Origin of the sequence: Spiroplasma gladiatoris (assembly GCF_004379335.1) — a bacterium.
Lineage (GTDB): Bacteria > Bacillota_I > Bacilli_A > Mycoplasmatales > Mycoplasmataceae > Spiroplasma_A > Spiroplasma_A gladiatoris.
This window is the reverse complement of sequence record NZ_CP038013.1, coordinates 935,438-956,523: the sequence shown is the minus strand read 5'-3', so window position 1 is coordinate 956,523 and position 21,086 is coordinate 935,438. Positions and strand designations below refer to the sequence as shown.

At 25.3% G+C, this 21,086-nt stretch carries 18 protein-coding genes and 1 tRNA gene; 14 read left to right on the top strand and 5 right to left on the bottom strand.

All coding sequences use genetic code 4. The annotated features are described in order from the left end of the window. Window positions 1-6: 6 nt before the first annotated feature. The 7 genes from SGLAD_RS04240 (at window position 7) to SGLAD_RS04210 (ending at window position 7,678) form a co-directional block, all read left to right on the top strand. Window positions 7-2,544, top strand: a complete 2,538-nt coding sequence (locus SGLAD_RS04240; RefSeq protein WP_134297928.1) for a hypothetical protein — start codon at window positions 7-9, stop codon at window positions 2,542-2,544. Window positions 2,545-2,607: 63 nt separating this feature from the next. Next, window positions 2,608-3,681: a dual-specificity RNA methyltransferase RlmN gene (rlmN, locus tag SGLAD_RS04235; RefSeq protein ID WP_134297925.1), complete on the top strand. Its 1,074-nt coding sequence runs from the start codon at window positions 2,608-2,610 to the stop codon at window positions 3,679-3,681. Then, window positions 3,671-4,429: a PP2C family protein-serine/threonine phosphatase gene (locus tag SGLAD_RS04230; protein ID WP_134297923.1), complete on the top strand. Its 759-nt coding sequence runs from the start codon at window positions 3,671-3,673 to the stop codon at window positions 4,427-4,429. The genes rlmN and SGLAD_RS04230 overlap by 11 nt, the downstream gene beginning before the upstream one ends. A gap of 52 nt (window positions 4,430-4,481) precedes the next feature. Beyond that, window positions 4,482-5,495: a serine/threonine protein kinase gene (locus tag SGLAD_RS04225; RefSeq protein WP_134297921.1), complete on the top strand. Its 1,014-nt coding sequence runs from the start codon at window positions 4,482-4,484 to the stop codon at window positions 5,493-5,495. A 2-nt stretch (window positions 5,496-5,497) separates the two neighbouring features. After that, entirely contained in the window at window positions 5,498-6,394 is an 897-nt protein-coding gene (gene rsgA / locus SGLAD_RS04220; protein ID WP_243831615.1) for a ribosome small subunit-dependent GTPase A, read from the top strand. Continuing rightward, window positions 6,394-7,071 carry a ribulose-phosphate 3-epimerase gene (gene rpe / locus SGLAD_RS04215; protein WP_134297913.1) on the top strand — a complete coding sequence of 226 codons (678 nt, stop codon included), beginning with the start codon at window positions 6,394-6,396 and terminating at the stop codon, window positions 7,069-7,071. The genes rsgA and rpe overlap by 1 nt, the downstream gene beginning before the upstream one ends. Further along, on the top strand, window positions 7,061-7,678 hold the full coding sequence (locus tag SGLAD_RS04210) for a thiamine diphosphokinase (RefSeq protein ID WP_166739178.1): 618 nt from the start codon (window positions 7,061-7,063) through the stop codon (window positions 7,676-7,678). The genes rpe and SGLAD_RS04210 overlap by 11 nt, the downstream gene beginning before the upstream one ends. 68 nt (window positions 7,679-7,746) lie before the next feature. On the opposite strand, the gene SGLAD_RS04205 is transcribed toward SGLAD_RS04210, so the two are convergent. Further along, window positions 7,747-7,831 (bottom strand) — tRNA-Leu (locus SGLAD_RS04205). A gap of 206 nt (window positions 7,832-8,037) precedes the next feature. Here SGLAD_RS04205 and SGLAD_RS04200 point away from each other — a divergent pair. After that, entirely contained in the window at window positions 8,038-8,349 is a 312-nt protein-coding gene (locus SGLAD_RS04200; RefSeq protein ID WP_243831614.1) for an Asp23/Gls24 family envelope stress response protein, read from the top strand. Between the two features lie 87 nt (window positions 8,350-8,436). After that, window positions 8,437-10,086, top strand: coding sequence for a DAK2 domain-containing protein (locus SGLAD_RS04195; protein WP_134297908.1), 1,650 nt, complete (start codon window positions 8,437-8,439; stop codon window positions 10,084-10,086). Between the two features lie 68 nt (window positions 10,087-10,154). On the opposite strand, the gene rpmB is transcribed toward SGLAD_RS04195, so the two are convergent. Both rpmB and SGLAD_RS04185 read right to left on the bottom strand, forming a co-directional pair. Continuing rightward, entirely contained in the window at window positions 10,155-10,355 is a 201-nt protein-coding gene (gene rpmB / locus SGLAD_RS04190; RefSeq protein WP_134297906.1) for a 50S ribosomal protein L28, read from the bottom strand. A 76-nt stretch (window positions 10,356-10,431) separates the two neighbouring features. Then, window positions 10,432-10,932, bottom strand: coding sequence for a hypothetical protein (locus SGLAD_RS04185; RefSeq protein WP_134297903.1), 501 nt, complete (start codon window positions 10,930-10,932; stop codon window positions 10,432-10,434). A 140-nt stretch (window positions 10,933-11,072) separates the two neighbouring features. Here SGLAD_RS04185 and SGLAD_RS04180 point away from each other — a divergent pair, with 140 nt between their 5' ends. Beyond that, window positions 11,073-14,966 (top strand): FtsX-like permease family protein, encoded by a 3,894-nt coding sequence (locus tag SGLAD_RS04180; protein ID WP_166739177.1) that lies wholly within the window; start codon window positions 11,073-11,075, stop codon window positions 14,964-14,966. A 40-nt stretch (window positions 14,967-15,006) separates the two neighbouring features. After that, a complete protein-coding gene (locus tag SGLAD_RS04175) occupies window positions 15,007-15,222 on the top strand; it encodes a hypothetical protein (protein WP_134297898.1) in 216 nt (71 codons plus the stop codon). 42 nt (window positions 15,223-15,264) lie between these two features. On the opposite strand, the gene SGLAD_RS04170 is transcribed toward SGLAD_RS04175, so the two are convergent. Both SGLAD_RS04170 and SGLAD_RS04165 read right to left on the bottom strand, forming a co-directional pair. Further along, complete coding sequence (locus tag SGLAD_RS04170) at window positions 15,265-16,140, bottom strand: hypothetical protein (protein WP_134297896.1); 876 nt, start codon at window positions 16,138-16,140, stop codon at window positions 15,265-15,267. Between the two features lie 31 nt (window positions 16,141-16,171). Beyond that, window positions 16,172-17,182 carry an ATP-binding cassette domain-containing protein gene (locus SGLAD_RS04165; protein WP_166739176.1) on the bottom strand — a complete coding sequence of 337 codons (1,011 nt, stop codon included), beginning with the start codon at window positions 17,180-17,182 and terminating at the stop codon, window positions 16,172-16,174. Between the two features lie 277 nt (window positions 17,183-17,459). On the opposite strand from SGLAD_RS04165, the gene plsX reads away from it, so the two are divergent. The 3 genes from plsX to SGLAD_RS04150 all read left to right on the top strand — a co-directional run bounded on the left by plsX (window position 17,460) and on the right by SGLAD_RS04150 (window position 21,034). After that, entirely contained in the window at window positions 17,460-18,467 is a 1,008-nt protein-coding gene (gene plsX / locus SGLAD_RS04160) for a phosphate acyltransferase PlsX (RefSeq protein WP_134297891.1), read from the top strand. Continuing rightward, complete coding sequence (rnc, locus tag SGLAD_RS04155) at window positions 18,467-19,159, top strand: ribonuclease III (RefSeq protein WP_243831613.1); 693 nt, start codon at window positions 18,467-18,469, stop codon at window positions 19,157-19,159. The genes plsX and rnc overlap by 1 nt, the downstream gene beginning before the upstream one ends. Window positions 19,160-19,228: 69 nt before the next feature. Then, window positions 19,229-21,034 carry an ABC transporter permease gene (locus tag SGLAD_RS04150; RefSeq protein ID WP_134297885.1) on the top strand — a complete coding sequence of 602 codons (1,806 nt, stop codon included), beginning with the start codon at window positions 19,229-19,231 and terminating at the stop codon, window positions 21,032-21,034. Window positions 21,035-21,086: the final 52 nt, after the last annotated feature.

Here is a 21,086-nt window from a genome sequence, read left to right as displayed (position 1 = left end):
GGAAATATGAAAAAACTTAAAAGATTAGTAATTACTTTAGTAATGTTTTTTGGTGCATCACTCGCTTTTGGGTTTACATCAAATAAAAAAGATAAAAACTTATCAACTACTAATAATATTAATTCAATAGTAAGTAACGATAAACGTTATAAATATGATCATACTTATAAAAATAAGGAAACAAAATTACAAAATGGTACTTATGAAAAAGAAATTATTGTAAAACCAAAACAACTTGTAACAAGTATATATAACAATAGTAGACTTAAAGAAGATAACGAGATTAACTTTGATGGTAATACTTATTACGCCAAACGAGATTTTAATGTCTTTATTTCTTTAAGTGATTTAGGTGTTAATAGTTTAGAACCTTATTTTGAGTTCTCGGAATTAAGTTCAGAATTTATATCTATAACAAAATATGCAGATAGCAATGGAGTTATAGATATAGAAGATATAGCATTAGCAAATAAGGATTACACATTTGATGTTGATTTAAAAAAACAACAAGTATATAAAAATGTTTTATATGAAGCTTCTTTATTTAACGATTATGTTTTTCAATATACTCAATACTCAATAAACTTAACTGTCACTAGAGAATCAAAAGAAAAAAAAGGACTAACTATTTCGGGAACTTATAAATACGAAAGAGAAATAAGTGCGGTTAATAATGGAACTAAATTTCTAGATCCATTATTAAGCTCTCTATTTTTAGAAACTTTAAAACTAAGGTTTATAACAAGCGATAAAGATATAAAAGCAGATATTAATGAATATGATTTATGAAATTTAGAAGAAGGGTGATTTTCTAATCAAAAAGTATATTTAAACTGAGAACACAAGGGTGGAAAACTTGGCAAATATTATAAATACTATAATTATAATTTTGTCGACTATTCTTACATAGACACAGGTGCTAATTTTAAAGAGTTTCAACGAGTTAATTTATTTTTAAGAAGAAAAAGTGACAATCGGATGGTTAAAATAACTATTGTTGATCAGATTAATGGATACAATGCTATGCGCTTATTTTCTTTTTTTAGTGATTATGAGCGTTCAATGACTAGCTTAAAGCATTTGTTAGAAAATGGTTATAATTTTGACTTTACTACGTTTAAAAGTAAATTAATTAAAAACAGTCCTGAGGAAATAAAACTAAAATCAATTATTAATAAAGAAGGTATTGGAGTATCTACACTCCCGTTCATTATAAAAAATAAAGATAATGAAAAACTATATGATTTAAGTGTTAGTTATAACTCTTATTGTACATCTAATGGTAAAAATACAAAAATAAATAGCTTTGATGAAGTTAAATACACAAGATTCCACGTTTCAAAAAACTCAACAGTATTAAAAACTTTAAAAGAAAGTCCAGTCTCTGATAATGAAATTGAATTCAAAAATATTATTTTAAGTGATAATTTTATTCAATTATCACATGGAGATGAAAAAGTTATTTATATAGAAAATGCAAATGAATTAAAAAATATTTATTTTAAAAACACATCTGGAGTAGAAGTTATTAAATATGACAAAAATAAATATTTAATTAAAGCAAAAAGTGATAAGTTAGAAAAAGTTACTTTTTATGCAAGTAACTCATTATTGCCAACAACATTAGAAGTTGATATGTCAAATTCAGACTATGGATTTGAATTAAATAAAAAAGAATATGATGTTTATAAAGGTTCTTTAAATGAATATGTATTTGACAAACTTCACTCAGAAGACAAAGTAACTGTAATAAATTTAAATAAAGAAATTGAAGTTAAAGTTGAAGGAAAAAACTTTAGTGTCTACGCAAAAGAATCAGGTTCTTTTAAATTTAAATTTATATCTGATAACTTGAAAATTCAAATTGAAGTAACTATAAATTGTTTAGCACAAGATATTGAAGAGTTTTTTATAAATAATTTTTTTATTAGTAATTCAAGCGAATCATTAGATGTTGGTTTTTATAATGTTGATAAAATTGATTTAAGTAAAGTTATTGTTAATGTAGATGATAGTGATTTAGTTTATAGTAAAGGAAAAATTTATTATCGTTCAGAAGTAGAAAAAAAAGTAAAAGCCACTATTAACTATCAAAGTAAAAAATGATATTATGATTTCTACACATTTGATAAATTTAAAAACTCACCAGTCCAAGAAATTGAAGCTGATGATTTAAAAACTTATACAATTGACTTAAACAAATACTATGTAGATCTTTCTCAAATTAAAACAACATATAAAAAAGAAAATAACAAACTTATTGTTAACCTAAATAAAAATATTTTAACACGTTTAAATCTTTTCACAAGAACAGGTAGAAATGAACCTATAAAGTTTGTTTATAAAAATCAAGACCAAGATAATCCAAATGAAACAGAAAGCAACAAAGATGAACCTAAAGAATCTAATGATGAGACAAATAAAAAAACTAAGGAAGAAAAAACAGATATTAAAAAAATATTAATTCCTTCTATTGTTGTTCCTGGAGTGATTATACTTTTAGTAGCGATTTGTTTAATCATAAAAAAAAGAATAAAAAAATAATTGCAAATATCCATAATAAATTAAAACAATAAATATGTTAAAATCTCTATTGGAGTTATATATATGGAAAAAAATAGTATTTTTAAATATTCAATAAAAGACTTACAAGAAATTTTAATAAATAATAATTTTAATAAGTTTTCAGCACAACAAATATTTGATTGAATTTATGTTAAATTAGAAACAGATTTTAATAACATGACTAATTTGAGTAAATCTTTAAGAGATTTTTTAGTACAAAACTTTGAAGCAAAACCTTTATCAAGTTTAGTTATTAAAGAATCAAAAGATGGAACAATTAAAATTTTGTTTATGCTTGATGACAAAAGAACAATTGAAACTGTTTTGATGCCCCAAAAGTATGGACAGTCAGTTTGTGTTACAACTCAAGTTGGATGTAAAATGGCTTGTAAATTTTGTGCTTCTGGCCTAATCAAAACTGAAAGAAATTTAGAAACAGATGAGATAGTTAGACAAATTTTTACAATGAATTGCTTATTAAAAGAAAAGTATAAAGATGATTTAGAAAGTCCTAGAGCAAGAGTTAGTCATATTGTTGTAATGGGAATTGGCGAACCATTTGATAATTTTAATAATGTTATGAAATTTATAGATATCATTAATGAACCTAAGGGTTTTCAAATAGGAGCAAGACATATAACTTTATCAACATGTGGAGTTGTACCAAAAATAATAGAATTTGCTAATATGAAAACTCAAATTAATTTAGCAATTTCTTTACATGCTTCAAATAATGAAATTAGAAATTCAATGATGCCTATTAATAAAGCATTCCCAATTGAAAAACTAATAGAAGCTGTAAAATATTATATTCAAATGACTAACAGAAGAATAACTTTTGAGTATATTTTAATTGATGATGTTAATGATAGACGTGAACATGCTTTAGAATTAGCTAAATTAATTAGAGGCATTAATGGTTATGTTAATCTAATTCCTTACAATGAAGTTGAAGAAAATCCATACAAAAAATCTAAAAAAGTTGATGAATTCTTCAAGGTATTAAAAAAAGAAGGTATTAATGCAATAGTTAGAAAAGAATTTGGAGCAGACATTGATGCTGCTTGCGGACAGTTAAGAGCAAAACGAGAAGGAGTAATCAAAAATGAAATTTAAACATGCCAAGCTAACTGATGTTGGTAATTATAGAAAATCAAATCAAGATTACTTAGATTTTGCTATTAATAAAGATGGAGATGCATTTGGCATTGTTTGTGATGGTATGGGTGGTCATGCTCACGGAGAAATAGCATCAAAAATGGCAGTTGAAAAGTTTATGGAGTTATTTAATAACCATAGTTTTAAAGGTGAAAATCAAAAAACTGTGAACAGATGATTGAGAAACTGTATTGGTGAAATTGTTAATGAAATGGTGGAATATTCAAATGATAATTTCACAACAAAAGATATGGGCACAACTTTAACTGCAATATTATTTACAGAACTTGGGGGTTTTGTTGTTAACATTGGAGATTCTAGAACATACAAACTTGTTGATGATAAGTTATTTCAAATAACATTAGATCAAAATCTATGAAACTCAACTCCAGAAGCAGAAAGAAGAGACATACAAATGTCAGGACTTTATGAAAGAGCAAACGATGTGACTTTTTGAAAAGTTTTAACAAGTGCTTTAGGTCCTCAAAAGACTTTAAAAATTGATACTTATTTTATCGAAATACCAGAAGGAACATATATTTTAACAACTGATGGTATTCATGATTATATTGATGAAGATTTAGTAGCAGCTGTTTTAGCAAATAAGAAAATGAAATTAAAAGAAAAAGGGTTAGAGATTATTGAAGATGCAAAAGATAATGTATCAACAGACAATCTTTCCATTTTGATTATTGAAGCAGAGTAATATTTACTTTGCTTTTTTTGTTGTATAATTATTTTTAAGAAGGGCACTAAACATGAGCGATATTTTAGAAGGACAATTTTTAGCAGACCGTTATAAAGTTATTAGTAACTTAGGGTCTGGCGGTATGGCTTCAGTTGTAAAAGCAATCGATATTTTTACAAATACAACTGTAGCTATAAAAATTATTAATACTCAAAAAATTAAAGAACCAGAAATTGGTCAAGAAAGATTTGAAATAGAAAAAGAAGCTTTTGCAAAATTAGGAGAAAACCCTAATGTTATAAAGCTTTTTGATGTTATTCAACAACATGATGAGTGATATATAGTTTTAGAATGTGTTGAAGGCGGAACTTTAAAAGATAAATTTAATTATTTAGGGGCAATGACATTAAGTGAACTTAAATATTACTTTGGAAAACTTTGTTTAGCTCTATATGAAGCTCATAGATTAAAAATCATTCATAGAGATATTAAACCAGATAATGTTTTATTAACAAAAGCAGGAGAAGTTAAGTTAGGTGACTTTGGAATCTCAATAATGGAAGGTTATACAAAAGAAGAAACAAAAACAATTGGTACACCAAGATATATGTCTCCTGAAGTAATTATGAAAAAAAGAGCAACTCCAGAAAGTGATATATATTCACTAGGATTAATGTTATACGAGTGTGCAACTGGAGTGGCTGCTTTTCCTGGAAAAGATGCTCATCAAATTGCAAGAAAACAAGTAAAAAATAAACCAGTACCTCCAAGACTAGTTAACCCTACAATTCCTCAAAGTTTGGAAAACATCATTTTAAAAATGATTGAAAAAAATCCTGAAAATAGATATTCTTCTACAAAAGATGTTTATAATGATTTGCAAAAAATAAAAGTAAGTGATGCTCCAAAACCTTATAATTATCATATAAAAACAATTTTAAGTGATGAAAAAAAAGATCGTAAAATAAATATTGGTTCAGTATATGATAAGTTACCTTTAATTAATAAAACAACTTTTTTTGTTGGTATATCTATTATTCTTATTATTCTTATTGCTCTATTTTTGGTTGTTATTTTAATATAATTATGTTAGTAGGAATAATTTTAAAAATAATAAGTGAGTATGCATATGTTTATTTTGAAAATAAATTATATGAATGTAAAACGATAGGGAAATTAAGACACCAAAAACAAAGTCCTATAACTGGTGATTATGTGCGATTTGAAATTTTAGACGAAACTAATTTAAAAGGATCAATTTTAGAAATAAAAAAAAGAACAAACGAATTATATCGACCAAGAATAGCAAACGTAGATCAAGTAGTAATTATTACATCTGTAAAAGAACCAGATTTTAACTCATTTACTTTAAATAAATATTTAGCTTTTATTGAATTTGTTAATATAAAACCTGTTTTAGCTTTTACAAAAGTAGATTTATTGAAAAAAGATAGTAAAGTATGAGAAATAGCAAACGATTACAAAAAAATAGGTTATGAAATTTTTTTAATAAACAATATGGTTGAAACAAATAAAGAATGAAAAGCCTTTTTAAAAATATTAGAATCAAAAGTTTCTGTATTCACTGGTCAAACTGGTGCTGGTAAATCTACAACTTTAAATCACATTATTCCAACAGCACTTGAGAAAACTCAAGAAATTTCTAAAGCTTTAAACAGAGGGAAACACACAACTACTAAAAATGAATTATTCATTTATAAAAAAGCTTTAATAGGAGATACACCAGGTTTCTCATCATTTAACTTTAAATCAATCGAGCAAAGCGAATTAGCTCAAAGTTATGCTTTTTTTGCAAAACATATTAATGATTGTAAATTTAATAATTGTTTACATTTTAGAGAGACTCCTGGATGTGCTATAAAAAAACTTGTAGAAAATAAAGAGTTTCCATTATTTATCTATGAAGACTATCTAAAAATGCAAAATGAAATTTTAGATTTAGAAAGAAAGAAGAAAAATTAATGAAAAAAACTATTGTAGCACCCAGTATATTAACAGCTGATTTTTTAAATTTAGAGACTCAACTAAAAAAATTTCAAAAAGCTAATATTGAATGAATTCATTATGATGTTATGGATTATCATTTTGTTCCAAATTTAAGTTTTGGACCTAAAATCTTGAAAGACATTACAAATAAATTTAACTTTAATATGGATTTGCATTTAATGGTTGAAATTAAAAATATGTCTGTGGAACAATATTTAAAACCTTTTATTTTAGAAAATGTCAAACAAATTACATTACATATTGAAGCTATTAATTGCGAACAAGTTAAAGAGTTTATAAAAGTTTGTCAACAAAATCAAATTAGAGCATCACTTGCTTTAAATCCAAATACAAGTATAGATTCAATAAAAAAATATTATAGCGAATTAGATAATATTTTAATTATGAGTGTTTATCCTGGTTTTGGAGGTCAAAAATTTATTGACAATAGCTTAGAAAAAATAAAAGCTTTAAAAGCTTTAAAACAAAAAAATAATTATAAATATAACGTTCAAGTTGATGGTGGCATAAATCAAACAACCTTTATGATTGCAAAAAATGCAGGAGCAGATATTTTGGTTGCTGGTAGTTATCTTGTTGACAATTTATCTGATGAAGAATTAATTAAAAGGGTGAGAGAAATTGAAAACTAAATTTTTAATTATAGCTTGTGAAAATAATATTAATTTAACTTATTATTCTAAAACTCATTGATTGATCGGAGTTGAAAGAGGTTGTTTGGATATTATTAATAAAGGTTTTAAAGTTGATATTGCCATAAGTGATTTTGATCATGTTTTAAACGAAGAACTTGAATTAATTAAAAATAACTCAGAAGATTTTATTCAATTAAATAACGAAAAAGATTATTTAGATGGAAAAGAAGCTATTCAAAAAGCATATGAACTTGGAGCAACAGAAATATTAATGTTAGTAAAACCAACTAAAAGAGTTGATATGAACTTAAGTTTAATTGAGTTTTGTACAAAAGAAAGAGTTAAAGTGTTTAATGAAAGCTCATTTATGTTTTGTTTACAAAAAGGAGAGAATAAAATTGAATTTGAAAAATATCAAGACTACACTTACATAACATTATTTCCTATTCATCAAACATCAATTACAATAAAAGGTTTAAAATATGAAGTTGAAGATTTAATGTTATTACCTTATTCGACTAGAGCATATTCAAATTGTTTTTTAAACAATCAAGATGCAATTATAAAAACAGATAAGTCAATTTTAATAATTTTCAATAAATAAGTATAAAAAATCTCCTTTTTTTAAATAGGAGATTTTTTAATATCATTTTGATAACTTGTTTTTAATAATGGTGCCCTCTATCGGAGTCGAACCGATACGATTTTACTCGGCAGATTTTGAGTCTGCTGCGTCTACCAATTCCGCCAAGAGGGCATACTTGATAATTATAAACAAAATAATGAACTTTGCCAAAATAAATATAAAATTATTACAATTTTAAAAATAAAAAATATTTATTCATAAAAAATCTTAAATAAAGACTTTTTATTATTATTAGTTAATGATAAAATATTTTTGTACTAGTTTGAAATTTTCATCTAGCTACTTTATATTTACAAATCATGTTTGGAGGTATCTTAGTGGTTGATCAACTTATTTTTGATGTAATCAAAGATATTATTGTTACAGTTCCTGGTGTAATTTCTTTTGCAAACAGCAGTGCGAAGTTAGACCAAGATATAAAAACAAATGATATTAGTCAAGCTGTAGAAATTTCTTCTGCAGCAGAAGTGATAAGAATAAAGATTCATATTATTTTAATAAATGGTGTAAATATAAGAGAAGTTGTTAGTGAAATTCAAACGCGTGTAAAGTATGAGTTGGAAAAACAAAACCAATTTGTGCGAAATTATATGGTTGATGTTGCAATAGATGATCTAGAAATCTTGTAACTTCAATTTAATATAACTGGCAAATTTATTTGCAATTTTTTTATTATCTATAAAAAAAACAAAAAAATACTAGAAGGTGATAATACTATGAAAGATGTAGAAATTTTAAAAGGCATGATCACTAGTGGAGTTAATAATTTATATAATAATTACCCACACATTGACAAGTTAAATGTTTTCCCAGTACCAGATGGAGATACTGGAACTAATATGAATTTAACTTGTACCAATGGATTAGCCGAAATAGAAAAAGAAAAATTTGATAGTATCGGAGCATTAATGGCAAAGTTTGCAAGAGGATTAATAATGGGAGCTAGAGGAAACTCTGGAGTTATTTTTTCTCAAATCATTAAAGGTTTTTCAAATGCAATGAAAAACAGCGATACTTTAAATATTAACACTTGAAAAGAAGCATTTACAAACGCTAAAGAAGTTGCCTATGCAGCTGTTATGAAACCAGTAGAAGGAACAATGTTAACAGTTGTTCGTGAAACAAGTGAATTTGTAAATTCAATCAATGATAATTCAATTGATGTTAAAACATTTTGAGAACAAACCATTGAAGTAGCTAATAAATCTTTAGAAAACACACCGAATTTATTGCCAGCTTTAAAAGAGGTTGGAGTTGTTGATAGTGGTGGATATGGACTTGTAAAATTTTTAGAAGGAGTTCAACACTATGCTGTTAACTTTAAACCGGTTCAAAAATTGAAAAAGTTAGAAGAAAATAATGGTGGAAATTTAGATTTAAATATTGAAGATGAATTTGGATATTGTACTGAAACTATTGTTATGCTAAATAGTGACTGAACAAATAAATTAAAAGTAGATCCAATAAGATCTCAATTAGAACAATATGGTAACTCATCAATTGTTGTTGTTATTGATGAAGATATTATGAAAATACACACCCATGCACTTATGCCGGGACAAGTTTTAACTTACTTGCAACAATATGGAGAATTTAAAACTATTAAAGTAGAAAATATGACCATTCAAGCAGAACATCAAGTTAAAACAGAATCTGAAGGTGGAAGTGGTGCAAGCGAAGCTGCACAAAAACAAAGAACATTATCAAAAAAATATGCAACCATTGCTGTTGTTCGTTCAAGAGGAATGGCAAAGTACTTCAAAGAAGAATTAAATATTGATTATGTGATTGATGGAGGTTCTAAAATGAATCCTTCAACCAATGACTTTTTAAAAGCAATTGAAGCAGTTGATTCAGAAGTTGTATACATTTTCCCAAATGATAGTAATGTTTTACTTGCTGCAAAACAAGCAAAAGAAGTTGAAAAGCTATCAAAAGTTGTTGTTTTGGATACAAAAACTATTCCACAAGGAATGACTGGTTATTTAAGTTTAGATCCAGAAGAATCAATTAAGAAAAATGAATCAAATATCGTAAAATCATTAAAAAATGTAACATCAGTATCAATTAACAAAGCAGCAAGAGATGCAACAATTGATGGAGTTGTTGTAAAAGAAGGTCAATTTATGATTACAGTTGACAAAAAAGTAATCATGTCAGCTGATAAGCTAATTGATCTATTTACTAAGGTTTTAGCAAAATATATATCTTCAAAAACTGAAATAATAACTATATTTACAGGAGTTGATGCTACTTTTAAAGATGTTAATGATTTAAGAAAATTACTTGATGAAAATTTTGATGTTGAATATGAAGTGGTTGATGGAGGACAAGAAGTCTATTCGTTTATTATAGGAATAGAATAATAATTTTAGAGCTTTTAGCTCTTTTTTATTTGAGCAAATAAAAAGATCCAATATTATAAAGGATCTTATTATTTAACTAATTGATTATGTTTTTTTAAAGTTCTTAAGGTTCTTGCAGATACTTTCAAAGTCATTACTTTTCCGTTTTCATCCATTACTTGAACTTTTTGTAAATTCAAATTCCATTTTCTCTTATTTGAGTTCATAGCATGTGATCTTGAACTTCCAGATAATGGTCCTTTATTAGTTAAGTCGTCTTTTCTTGCCATAATTTTTCACCTCGGACTAGAATATAATATATCATTTATAGTTTAAAAACAATAGATTTATAAATAATTATTGATTTTATACAAGTTTGTCATTACTTTTCTTATTTTTCAAATATTTTTCAAAAGAGTAACCGCTTTCTATAGCTATTTTTTTTAAAATATTGTAATAAATTATATTGATAAAATATCCTATAATTGGTAGTAAAATAATTAAAATTACATAAATAATATTTTTAAATTTTATCTTATAAACTTTGTTTAGTTCTTTGCTTAAAATTACTAAATTAATTGAAAAACTAGCTTGTTTAATTTCTAAAAGTAAAGCAAAAAAGCTAAAAACCCCAATATAAATATAAAAGCTTGTGACATAATCGCTTCCTAATTTTAAGGTTATAAATAACACAGCACATATTAAAAAAATTAAAATTATTATAAATTCTATTAAACCTCATATTAAGTAGTGTCTAAAAATTTTTTTATCTATTATATAATTTGACAACCCACTTTTTGCATAACTTCTAAAGTTAATAAAAAATAAAATATCAAATACTACTTCAAATAATAACGCAAAATCCATAATTCCCCTTAATTTAAACACTTATTTATTATTTTTTATATATAATTAAATTATAAAGGAAATGTATGAGAAATATATTCAAATCTTATCTAAAACTTTTTATAAAATCTTGAGTTGAAACCCTAGGGACAATTCTTTTTTTGTCTATCTTTACAATGATAGTTATGGGTATGTTAGCAACTCCTTTGCAACTTTCTTTAAAAGCACAAAGCATTAAAAATAATACAAATCAATGAGATACTCAAATGCAATATAAGTTTAGATATAATCCTAATTTTATGGATGATGTTTTGTATAAAGGTAATCCTTACAAAATAAATTACGAACAAGAAACTGTTAAAATTACAAAACAATATACTGATGGTTTTGGGTGATTTACAAATGAAGCACATGAGTTAATTGATGATTATGTAAACAATTGAGTAGAACATTCAAATAAAATTAAAAAAGTAGATGAAAATGCCGCTTTGCAATTTAAAGCAGATATAATTTATAACTTTTGTTATTACCTTTCAAGAGGTGGAAAAGATTACGAGTACAAAGTAAAAGTAGAACCTGACAAAAAAAATCAAAATTCAAAAGAACACTCGTATGTTGTTGACGATGAAGGTAATACAACAATTAAATTTGCCAATGTCTTCAAATCAGAAGTCTTTGAAGAAATGGCACTCTTTAATAGTTCGAGAAATATTCAATCATATATCACAAATAAAATATTAAGTATCATTAATCAAAAAGAACAGGATTTAAACTATAATGTATTTCAAAAGTTATATACAAAATCAGCAGTAGGAAATGTAAACCACACTTACTCTATTGAAAGTTATAACTCATTGTTAACTAGTCAAAAAGATGCTAATTTAAATAATTTAGTTATTCAAAAATCAACTAAAACAATTTTAGAAGAAGTTACAAAAGATAGTGGTGAAATTGAAGCGTTTGTAAATGATTTATTTTTAAAGTCAAATAACTTAAAAATAGGGGATACATTTTCAGTAAGTTATCCAACAAAAGCTAATAGCAAAATCTCTTTAAACTTTAGGATTATTGGTATTGCAAATAAGTATTCAGCATTAACCCCAAGCCATGAAAGCTATTTAGATTCTACTAATAACTATTCTCAAATCTATGTAGATAAGTCATTTTTTAATGAAGAAGTTTTATTTTCAAATAACTTTTTAGGTGAGAATTTTATGTTGCCAAATAGTGCTTCTATCGACCAAGATAGAATGGTAAAAAATTCTAAATATAATATGAATTCTTATATCGTATCAGATCCAACTATAAATTTTGAAGGAATGATATCTGCTGGTATTACTCCATTTAAAGCAATGGGAAAACATGAGCAAATAGATAAATTAACAAATCTAAAAATTATGACTTGAATATTTAGTATTATTGGAGGGATTTTATTATTCTTAGCTTTCTTTTTTATAACTTTTGTATTAAAAAAAGAAATTAACAATACAAGAAAACAACTAGGAGTTTTTAAATCCCTTGGTTATAAAACAAGAGAGTTAACTTGAATATTTAGTATAAAAACCTTTATGACGATGTTTGTTGCTATTATATTTGGCTATATTTTATCAATACCTTTTCAAATAAAAGCTGCAAGTGAAGTATATGCAAATATTGTAATTTTTGACTATCAACAAATTTACACAAATCCAATCTTTTTAGTTGTTTTAATTTTTATTATTCCATTAATCTTTGCATTAGTTTCATATTTTGTTATATATTCTTATCTAAATGAGGGTGCTTTAGACTTAATGAACAATGCTCCAAAACAAAAAAATTACAAATGACTTTCTATTGCAATTTATATAACTGTGCCTATAACTTTAATTTATTTTGCATTTAATCGACTATTATTATACTTTTTGAAAAAAAAGGATTTAGGTTTTTCCTATCGAATGCAAGAAAACTTTATAAGCTTTGGTAAAGGTAAATTTATTTTAATAATGATTTTAATAGGTTTTAGCTCGTTTTTATTTACAATTCAAATGAGAGCATTACCAATAATCAATAATATGATAAATGGAGCTTTTAATATTTATACAAAGGACACGAATCATATTTATAATTATTGAAGAAACTCTAAATTAGCTATTAAAGATAAAATTGTAGTTGACAATAGTTCAAATACACCAAAAATAAATTATGTTGATTATAATGAAGCTGGAAGTGTAGAAGATTTCATTGAAAAAGAAGGAAAAAAATATTTTAATAAATATGATCAAATATCAATTTTAATGGAAAAAATATCAATATTAAGAACAAATAACAAAGCAAAAATCGATGAAATGGTTCTAGATAGTTACAAAAGAATAGTGCCAATTTTTTACAACATTATTTCTTTAACTTATCCTTTGGACCAACTTTCTGATAATCAATTCGAAAATGCAATGAATAATATGTTATTAAATTTAAATAAAATTTTAGATCAAAAAACAAGTTTAGATGAAAAAAAAATGGCTGCAAAAAACTTATTTGATAATGTATCTAAGTGAAGCGATAGTGATAACAATCTTTATCACATTAAAAATAAAGACGAAAACTTAAATAATGCTGTAAAACTAAGTGATGTTGCTAAATATATATGTGTATCAACAGAAACTGGTTATAGTGATTGTAATAATGTTGAAGGATATCGTCAAAATATTTTAAAAAACTATTTAGGTGGTAAAGTTAACTCTGGATCTTGAAATCAAAATGGAACAGATGACGACCAAACTCAGGTTAATGAAGTAGATAAGTATTTAAATACAATTTTAAAAAGTTGAATATCTGAATTTGCTATTAAAGATTTTAATTCTAATGATAAAACTAATGAACAATTTATAGCTTCAAATACTGTGTTATTTAATTCAAGTACAGATTTATTAGCATATGGAATTAGTTCTTATGTAACAAATAACCAAAATATTGATATTGATAATACTAACGTAATAGCTATTGATACCACTGGTAAATTTGGAAATCCTAGAACTATATTTAATATAAATGATATTGGAGACAATCAGCTAGAATTATTAAGATACGATAATGAGATTAATACTAATGTATTAGTTTCGCAAAGAATTGCAAAAATTCTAAATCTTTCAGTAGGAGATACATTTGACCTTCAACTTGGTAGGGAAGGGACAATTGGATTAAAAGCAAATATTGTAGGAATTGTTTCTGCAGATAATATGTCACAAAATATATTTGTAGATTACAATTATTTACTTAAAAGATTTGGAGATGAATTAATACCAAACGATGAGCAATTCTTTAATAAAAAATATAGTATTAATAAAAGTTTAGAGGGAGATTTTGACTTAAAAAAATTACAACAATCTCAGTTAAACTTAGAAAATAAACTCACAACTACAACAGTCTTAACTTCATCTGGAGTTAATGCAAAAGAATGGATAGGACCTTCTTTAGATATTTATTTTAAAAATTTTGAAAGTATTTTAAAAAGTAACAATATTCAAATTCCAAACGCAATACTTGAACCAATCAAAACATTTATAAGTAAATTTGTTAAAGACGCAGATGATAAGATGGTATATGCTTTAAGTGCAAGTTCTTTAAACATGAGCTTAGTTGTACTTCCACTTTTAAAAGCAGCTATTAATGCCATAATGGCAGAAATGTCAAATACGATGTTAATGTATATATTAATTGATATTTTATTATTAGTTATATTATTAATAGTTATTATGAATATTGTCGTAACAGATGCCATTAATATAATAACGATTATGAGGTCGATGGGTTATAAAGATATTCAAGTTAACTGAATGGTGATGGGTCGGTACTTAACAGGATCACTAATTACGTTCTTTGGTGCGTACGGTATGTCTTGATTAATGTGGTGAATTGTAAAAATTGTAATTTGAAACAAACTTCAAGTTTTAATTTCTTTACCAATTTTAGTTTATATTCCTTTTGTTTCATTTATTGCAATTGGAGGAATCATGTTAATTGGCTGATTAGCTGCGATGTGACAAATAAAAAAACAACCACTAACTTATTTGGTTAATTAATTTTTGATATAATTATTACATAATTTAAGGAGGGATTTAAATGCCTTTACCAAAGCAAAATTCATCATCAACAGATGCTTGTTGTCCTGGAGGAGCTCATAATTGCTACACTTGTAGAGTTTGTTCGGGTTCGTTTCATGGATGTAAAAGTTGTTTGAAATGTATAAGTTGCCAAGTGTGTTTAGAAAAAAAATGTCCTTGTTGTTCTGAAGGAAGTGCGAGACAACAAGAAAATAAAGCTAAGTACGATAAATAAAAAATCTGATCATTTTTAAAAACGATCAGATTTTTTAATATTTTAGTTTTCTTTTTTTAGTTTTCTTTTTTCTTTTCTTGAAAGACTTTTTTCGTTTTTATTATCTAACTCAACAACTTCTTGATCTTCTGATGCTGAATCAAAATCTTCATTTGAGAATTTATCAATAAAGTTTTTGATTTTACTTGAGTCAATGTATCATTCTTCATTTTCATTATTATTTTGAAGATTTTGCTCATCGCTTACTTCTTTTTGAACTGTATATTGCGCTTGAACAGTTTCTGAATCTGAATGCTGAACAGGAGTTGCTTGTTGAACAGGAGTTGCTTGTTGAACTGGAGTTGCTTGTTGAACTGGAGTTGCTTGTTGAACTGGAGTTGCTTGTTGAACTGGAGTTGCTTGTTGAACTGGATTTGCTTGTTGAACTGGATTTGCTTGTTGAACGGAATTAAGGTTAGAGTTTTGAACAATAGGTTCTTCTAAATAATTATTTGTACCATAGCTAATGTCATTTGCCACTTGGTTAGAATAATTCGGTTGAAAATTTATACTTTCTTGATAAGCTATAGGTGCTTGACCTAAGTTGTTATTTATAGGTAATTGATTTTTAATCATTTGATTATCATAAGGTTGAACAACTCCGTATTGAGTTGGCATAACCATTTGATTATAATTTTGAACTTGTTGATTATAATTATAAGGAAGCATTGGCGAATTAATTGACATTTGTCTATAAAAGTTATTATTGGGATATTGATAAGTGATAGGTTGTGAGTTTATTCCAATTGGATTATATCCTCTATTTAATTGTTGACAAACTATTAATGCTTTTTGATAATCATTGTACATTCCATACAATATTCTGTTTTGATCTAGAACATAAAATAAATTATTTCTGACTCATAAAATGTAATACATAATACTCCCACCTATATTAAAAACTTCATTATTAGTTTTTAACTATCTCTTTCTTGTTTAAAAATCTTTCTTTTTCTACTTTATTGCTATCTTTTGTTTCTACTTTTTTTATAGTGTCTTTACCCTCAATAGCTTTGTAAATTGAGTTCATATTAATTGGTAATCTGACTAAGTTTTGCACAGGACTTGTCTCTTTAATCAAATATAAGAATACTCAATTGATTTCTTTTGTTGATCTTGTTGCAAAAACAATAGAGTTTTCAATTTTATCATGTTTAAAGACCTTAATGTTTTTGCTGTTTAAAAACGTTTTTAAACCTTCATAATCAAAATCTTCACAAAAGTAAAGTTTGTATTTAGAATATAAGTCTAATTCTTCTTTTGACCCTTTAAACATTTGATTCCCGTTTTCACCAAGAATTACATAATAATCAATTAAGTCATTTACTTCATCAATATTATGAGAAGTAAATAAAATTGTTTTTCCTTTTTTCTTGTAATCTATTAGCAAGTTTTTTAGTTTGTTACGTCAAGCTGAATCTAAATTCGCTCCTGGTTCATCTAAAACAAATATATCTGAGTTTTTCATAGCGCAAATAATTAAACTCAATCTATTTTGCATTCCTCATGAAAAGTTTTTAATTTGTTTATCTTTATCTTTTTTTAAATCAAAAAATTCTAATCAATAATCGATTATTTCATCTCTTTGAGAACTTTTTATTCCTAAGACAATGCTCATATTTTTTAAATATGTAACAACATTCATTTCATAAAGAGAAAAATCCATTTGTGTATAAAAGCTTATAAATTTATTTGCTAAATGAGCATTTCTTTTCTTTTTTGAGTACCCACAAACTTTTACTTCCCCAGAAAACTTTGAAATTGCACCAATCATAGTTTTAATAGCAACAGACTTACCACTACCGCTTGACCCTAAAATAGCTGTTATCTTTCCTTTTTCAATATTAAAATCTAATGGTCCTATCTTTCCTTTTTTAAATTTTTTTTCATAATTTTTAAATTCTATTACATAATCTTTCAAAAAAAAACACCTCAATTTAATTAAATTTATTTTACACTAAAAACCCCTTTATTTCTAGTAATTATGAGCAAAAATATTTAATAACAAAAAAATGTAATGTTTCTTTGCTATATATTGAAAAAATATACTATAAATACTAAATTAGACCTCTTAATAATGAAATTTTACTTTAAAAAAAATAAAAATAAAAATAAAAAATATTATTTTTAAAATGTAAAAATGTTTTTATAAAAATAAACACTTGAAAAATTCATATATAATTTTTAAGGAGGTATTTATGAATTATAAAAAAATAGCATTTGATGTTATGGGTTCGGATAATGGTTTAATTCCAGCAGTTGATGCTGCTATTAAACTTTTAGGCGAGCAAAAAGACTTAAAAATAATTTTTGTAGGAAAAGAAGATTTAATAAAAAATGCATTAAAAAATAAAAAATATAATATTGAGCAAGTAGATTTTTTAGATTGTAAAGAAATTATTGAAATGACAGATGGCATAATTGATATTAGAAGAAAAAAAGATTCTTCAATGGTGAAAGCATTAGAACTAGTTAGAGATGGCAAAGCAGATGCGATAACAACAGGTGGAGCTACTGCTCCATTTATCGCAGGGTGTATTTTTATAATTAAAAGATTAGAAAGTATTGAAAGACCTGCTTTTATGCCTGTCATTCCAACTTTAATAAAAGATAAAGTAACTTTGTTGTTAGATGTTGGTGCTAATTTGGAATCTGATCCTGAAGATTTAGAAAAATTTGCATTAATGGCAAATGCTTATTCAAAATCAATTTTAAAAGTTAAGGAACCAAAAATTGCATTATTAAATATTGGCGAAGAACCTTCGAAAGGAACAGAAGTTCATAAGAAAACTTATGAATTGTTAAAAAATAACTCACAAATTAACTTTTATGGAAATATTGAATCTAGATATGTAACTTCAGGTTTTGTTGATGTTGTTGTTACGGATGGTTATACTGGTAATATGACTTTAAAAGCGGCAGAAGGTATGGCAAAAAATTTATTATTTGAAATAAAGCAAGCGATCACAAAAACCTTATTTAGAAAATTAGCTGCTTTAAGATTAAAAAAAGCATTTAATGAAGTTAAAGCAAAGTTTGATTATAAAAACCATGCAGGTGCAATTGTGTTAGGAGTTGACAAAATTGCTTTCAAATCACATGGATCTAGTGATGTAATTTCATTCTACGCAACATTAAAAATGACATATAACGCAATAAAAAATGATGTTATTAGTAATTTAAAAACATCATTAAATATTAAATAGTGAAATCATTTTTTGCAAAGATCGGAATTAAACAAATCAACAGTGATTTATATGCAGAAGCTTTAACACATAATTCATACTCTAATGAAAATAGGCGAGCAAAAAATTATCAAAGACTAGAATTTTTAGGGGATGCTATTTTACAACAAAAAGTAAGTGAGTATTTATTTAAAAACTATCCAAAATCAAATGAAGGTATTCTAACTAAATATAGAAGTTCTATAGTAAGGCAAGAAACTTTGGCTAAGTTATCAAGAGCAATCGGACTAGGTAATTATATTAGACTTGGAATCGGAGAGCATGAAGCTAAAGGTTATGAAAAAGATACAATTTTAGCAGATGTTTATGAGTCAGTAACAGCAGCTATTTATTTAGATTTAGGAAATGATGCATTAAATAATTGATTAAATCAAACAATTTTTAATAAAAATAATCTTAATAATTTTTTAGATTCAATTCGAGACTTTAAATCTGAGTTACAAGAACTAATTCAAATCGACAAAAGAAGTGATTTAAGCTATATAATTGCTAACCAAGAAAAAATACATGAAAATAAAATTCTATTTACAGTTAATTGTATTTTAGATGGAATGATTTATGGCATTGGAGAAGGTTTTAATAAAAAACAAGCAGAACAACAAGCTGCAAAAAATGCTCTTTCAAAAATTAAAACAGTCAAAAATATTAAATAGATATTTAAAGAGACTATCTAAAAATTTATTTATAAAAGTATGTTATAATATAAGATATATAGGTGGATTATGAAAAAGAATTTAAACAACATTTCTCTTTTTTCTTTAATAAAATTTTCATTCAAAATTTTATTTTTTGAAAAAACATTTTTAATTTTTATATTATTGGCAAATTTTTTTAGTCTTGCAGTGTCTATTGTTTTTTCATTAGTAAGCTCTGGACAAATGATGAATCAGTTATTTGATTTTTATGTAATAATATTTGTCAATGTTTTTATTTTCTTATTAATAATTAGGATTTTAAGCTTCTTTTTTGTAAGAAAGCTAGATGATAAAACAATATTTATAACTTTATCAAACCATATTTCGCGATCAAAGTTTTTTTGAGCTGAATACATTACAATTATGATTACAATACTTATTTCAGTTTTTTTTGCATTTATAATTTTTAATGTTATGTATTTTTTTGTTAATGGCTTTGAAATTACAAGTTTTGTTTTAAAAAAAACTAGTATATTCTTAGCGTATTCAATTTTAGCTATTGTTTCATTAACAAATTTCATTATATTTTTAATATTATTTTTGGGCTCACAACCAATGTTAATTATTTCAACTTTACTAATGTCATTATCATTTATTGCAAACATACCTGCAAAACTAATTTGAACAAGTAATGAGACTACAAAAATTACTCCAACTAATAATATGATAACTAATGTAAAAGATATGTATGAAGCTTTTGATCTTCAAAAAAACACAAACAACGGCACAATAAAATACAAATATTTATCTAAAGCAATTAATAATTACTTAACTGATTATAGTGGAACTCACTCTTCGATTACAAAATATCTTTCTGACACTTCAACTGATAGCAAAATGTTTGCAGAATTATACAATAACTTTTGAAAATCAGAATTAGATGTAATAGATGAGAATCTAGATAGTCAAGTCATTACTTATACTGGAAATATTTTTAAAGCTCCAAAAGCTGCAAATAATAAAAATAAATGATCTCAAGTTCAAGCTACTGCAAATATACATTTGCAAAGTAAATTTAAATCAAAAGAAAAAATTCAAGAAATGATTGATAGTGAATCAATTGATAATGATAAAAAATTGATATTAAATGATTTTTTAAATCTTTGTACAGAACTTGAAGAAAAACTAATTAATATGAAAAAACAACAAGCAACAGTTTTTGAAAATTATTTATATTTATCTAGTGACAATAATTATAAAAGTACAGTTACTGCAATTATTGAGTCAAAAGAAGAAGTTGTTGAATTAACAAAAGAAGATGTTGTATCAATGTACAGATATGCTGTTGATGACTCTTATTCTCCTCCGACAAGTAATGAAACTTTAACGTTTTCAAGAGATCAAGATAAAATTGATGGCAAACTTACAGCAATGATTGATAGTAATTTTTATCAACCAATGTTATACACAGCAAGAATATTAGAAAAATACTTTAGTAAGTATACTGCAATATTTTACAGCGCAACAGAGTTAGGGTTACAAAACGATTCAGAGCTTTTAAAATTTCAAAAAGTAAGTAATACTTTAAAAGTGATAAACCCAATAAACCCATTTTATGGAACTTGAAGTTTCTATACAAAATATTCAGGATTTTATAATGATGATATATGATTTGAACCATATAATGATTCATATATAAATTCAAAAAAACAAGAAAACATGTTTTTACCTTACGTTTTATATAGTTTAGACATGGATTCATCAAATAAAGTTGCTAAAGACACTTATAATAAATATTTTGACCCTTCATACTTTATTTCTTTAATTTTATTTATTGGGGTAGTACTGATGTTTTTATCAATATATAGATTTAGAAAATTAGATATAAGTTAAAACTTCTTAAGAAGTTTTTTTTATTTATAATTTCAATATTTTAAAAAAATAA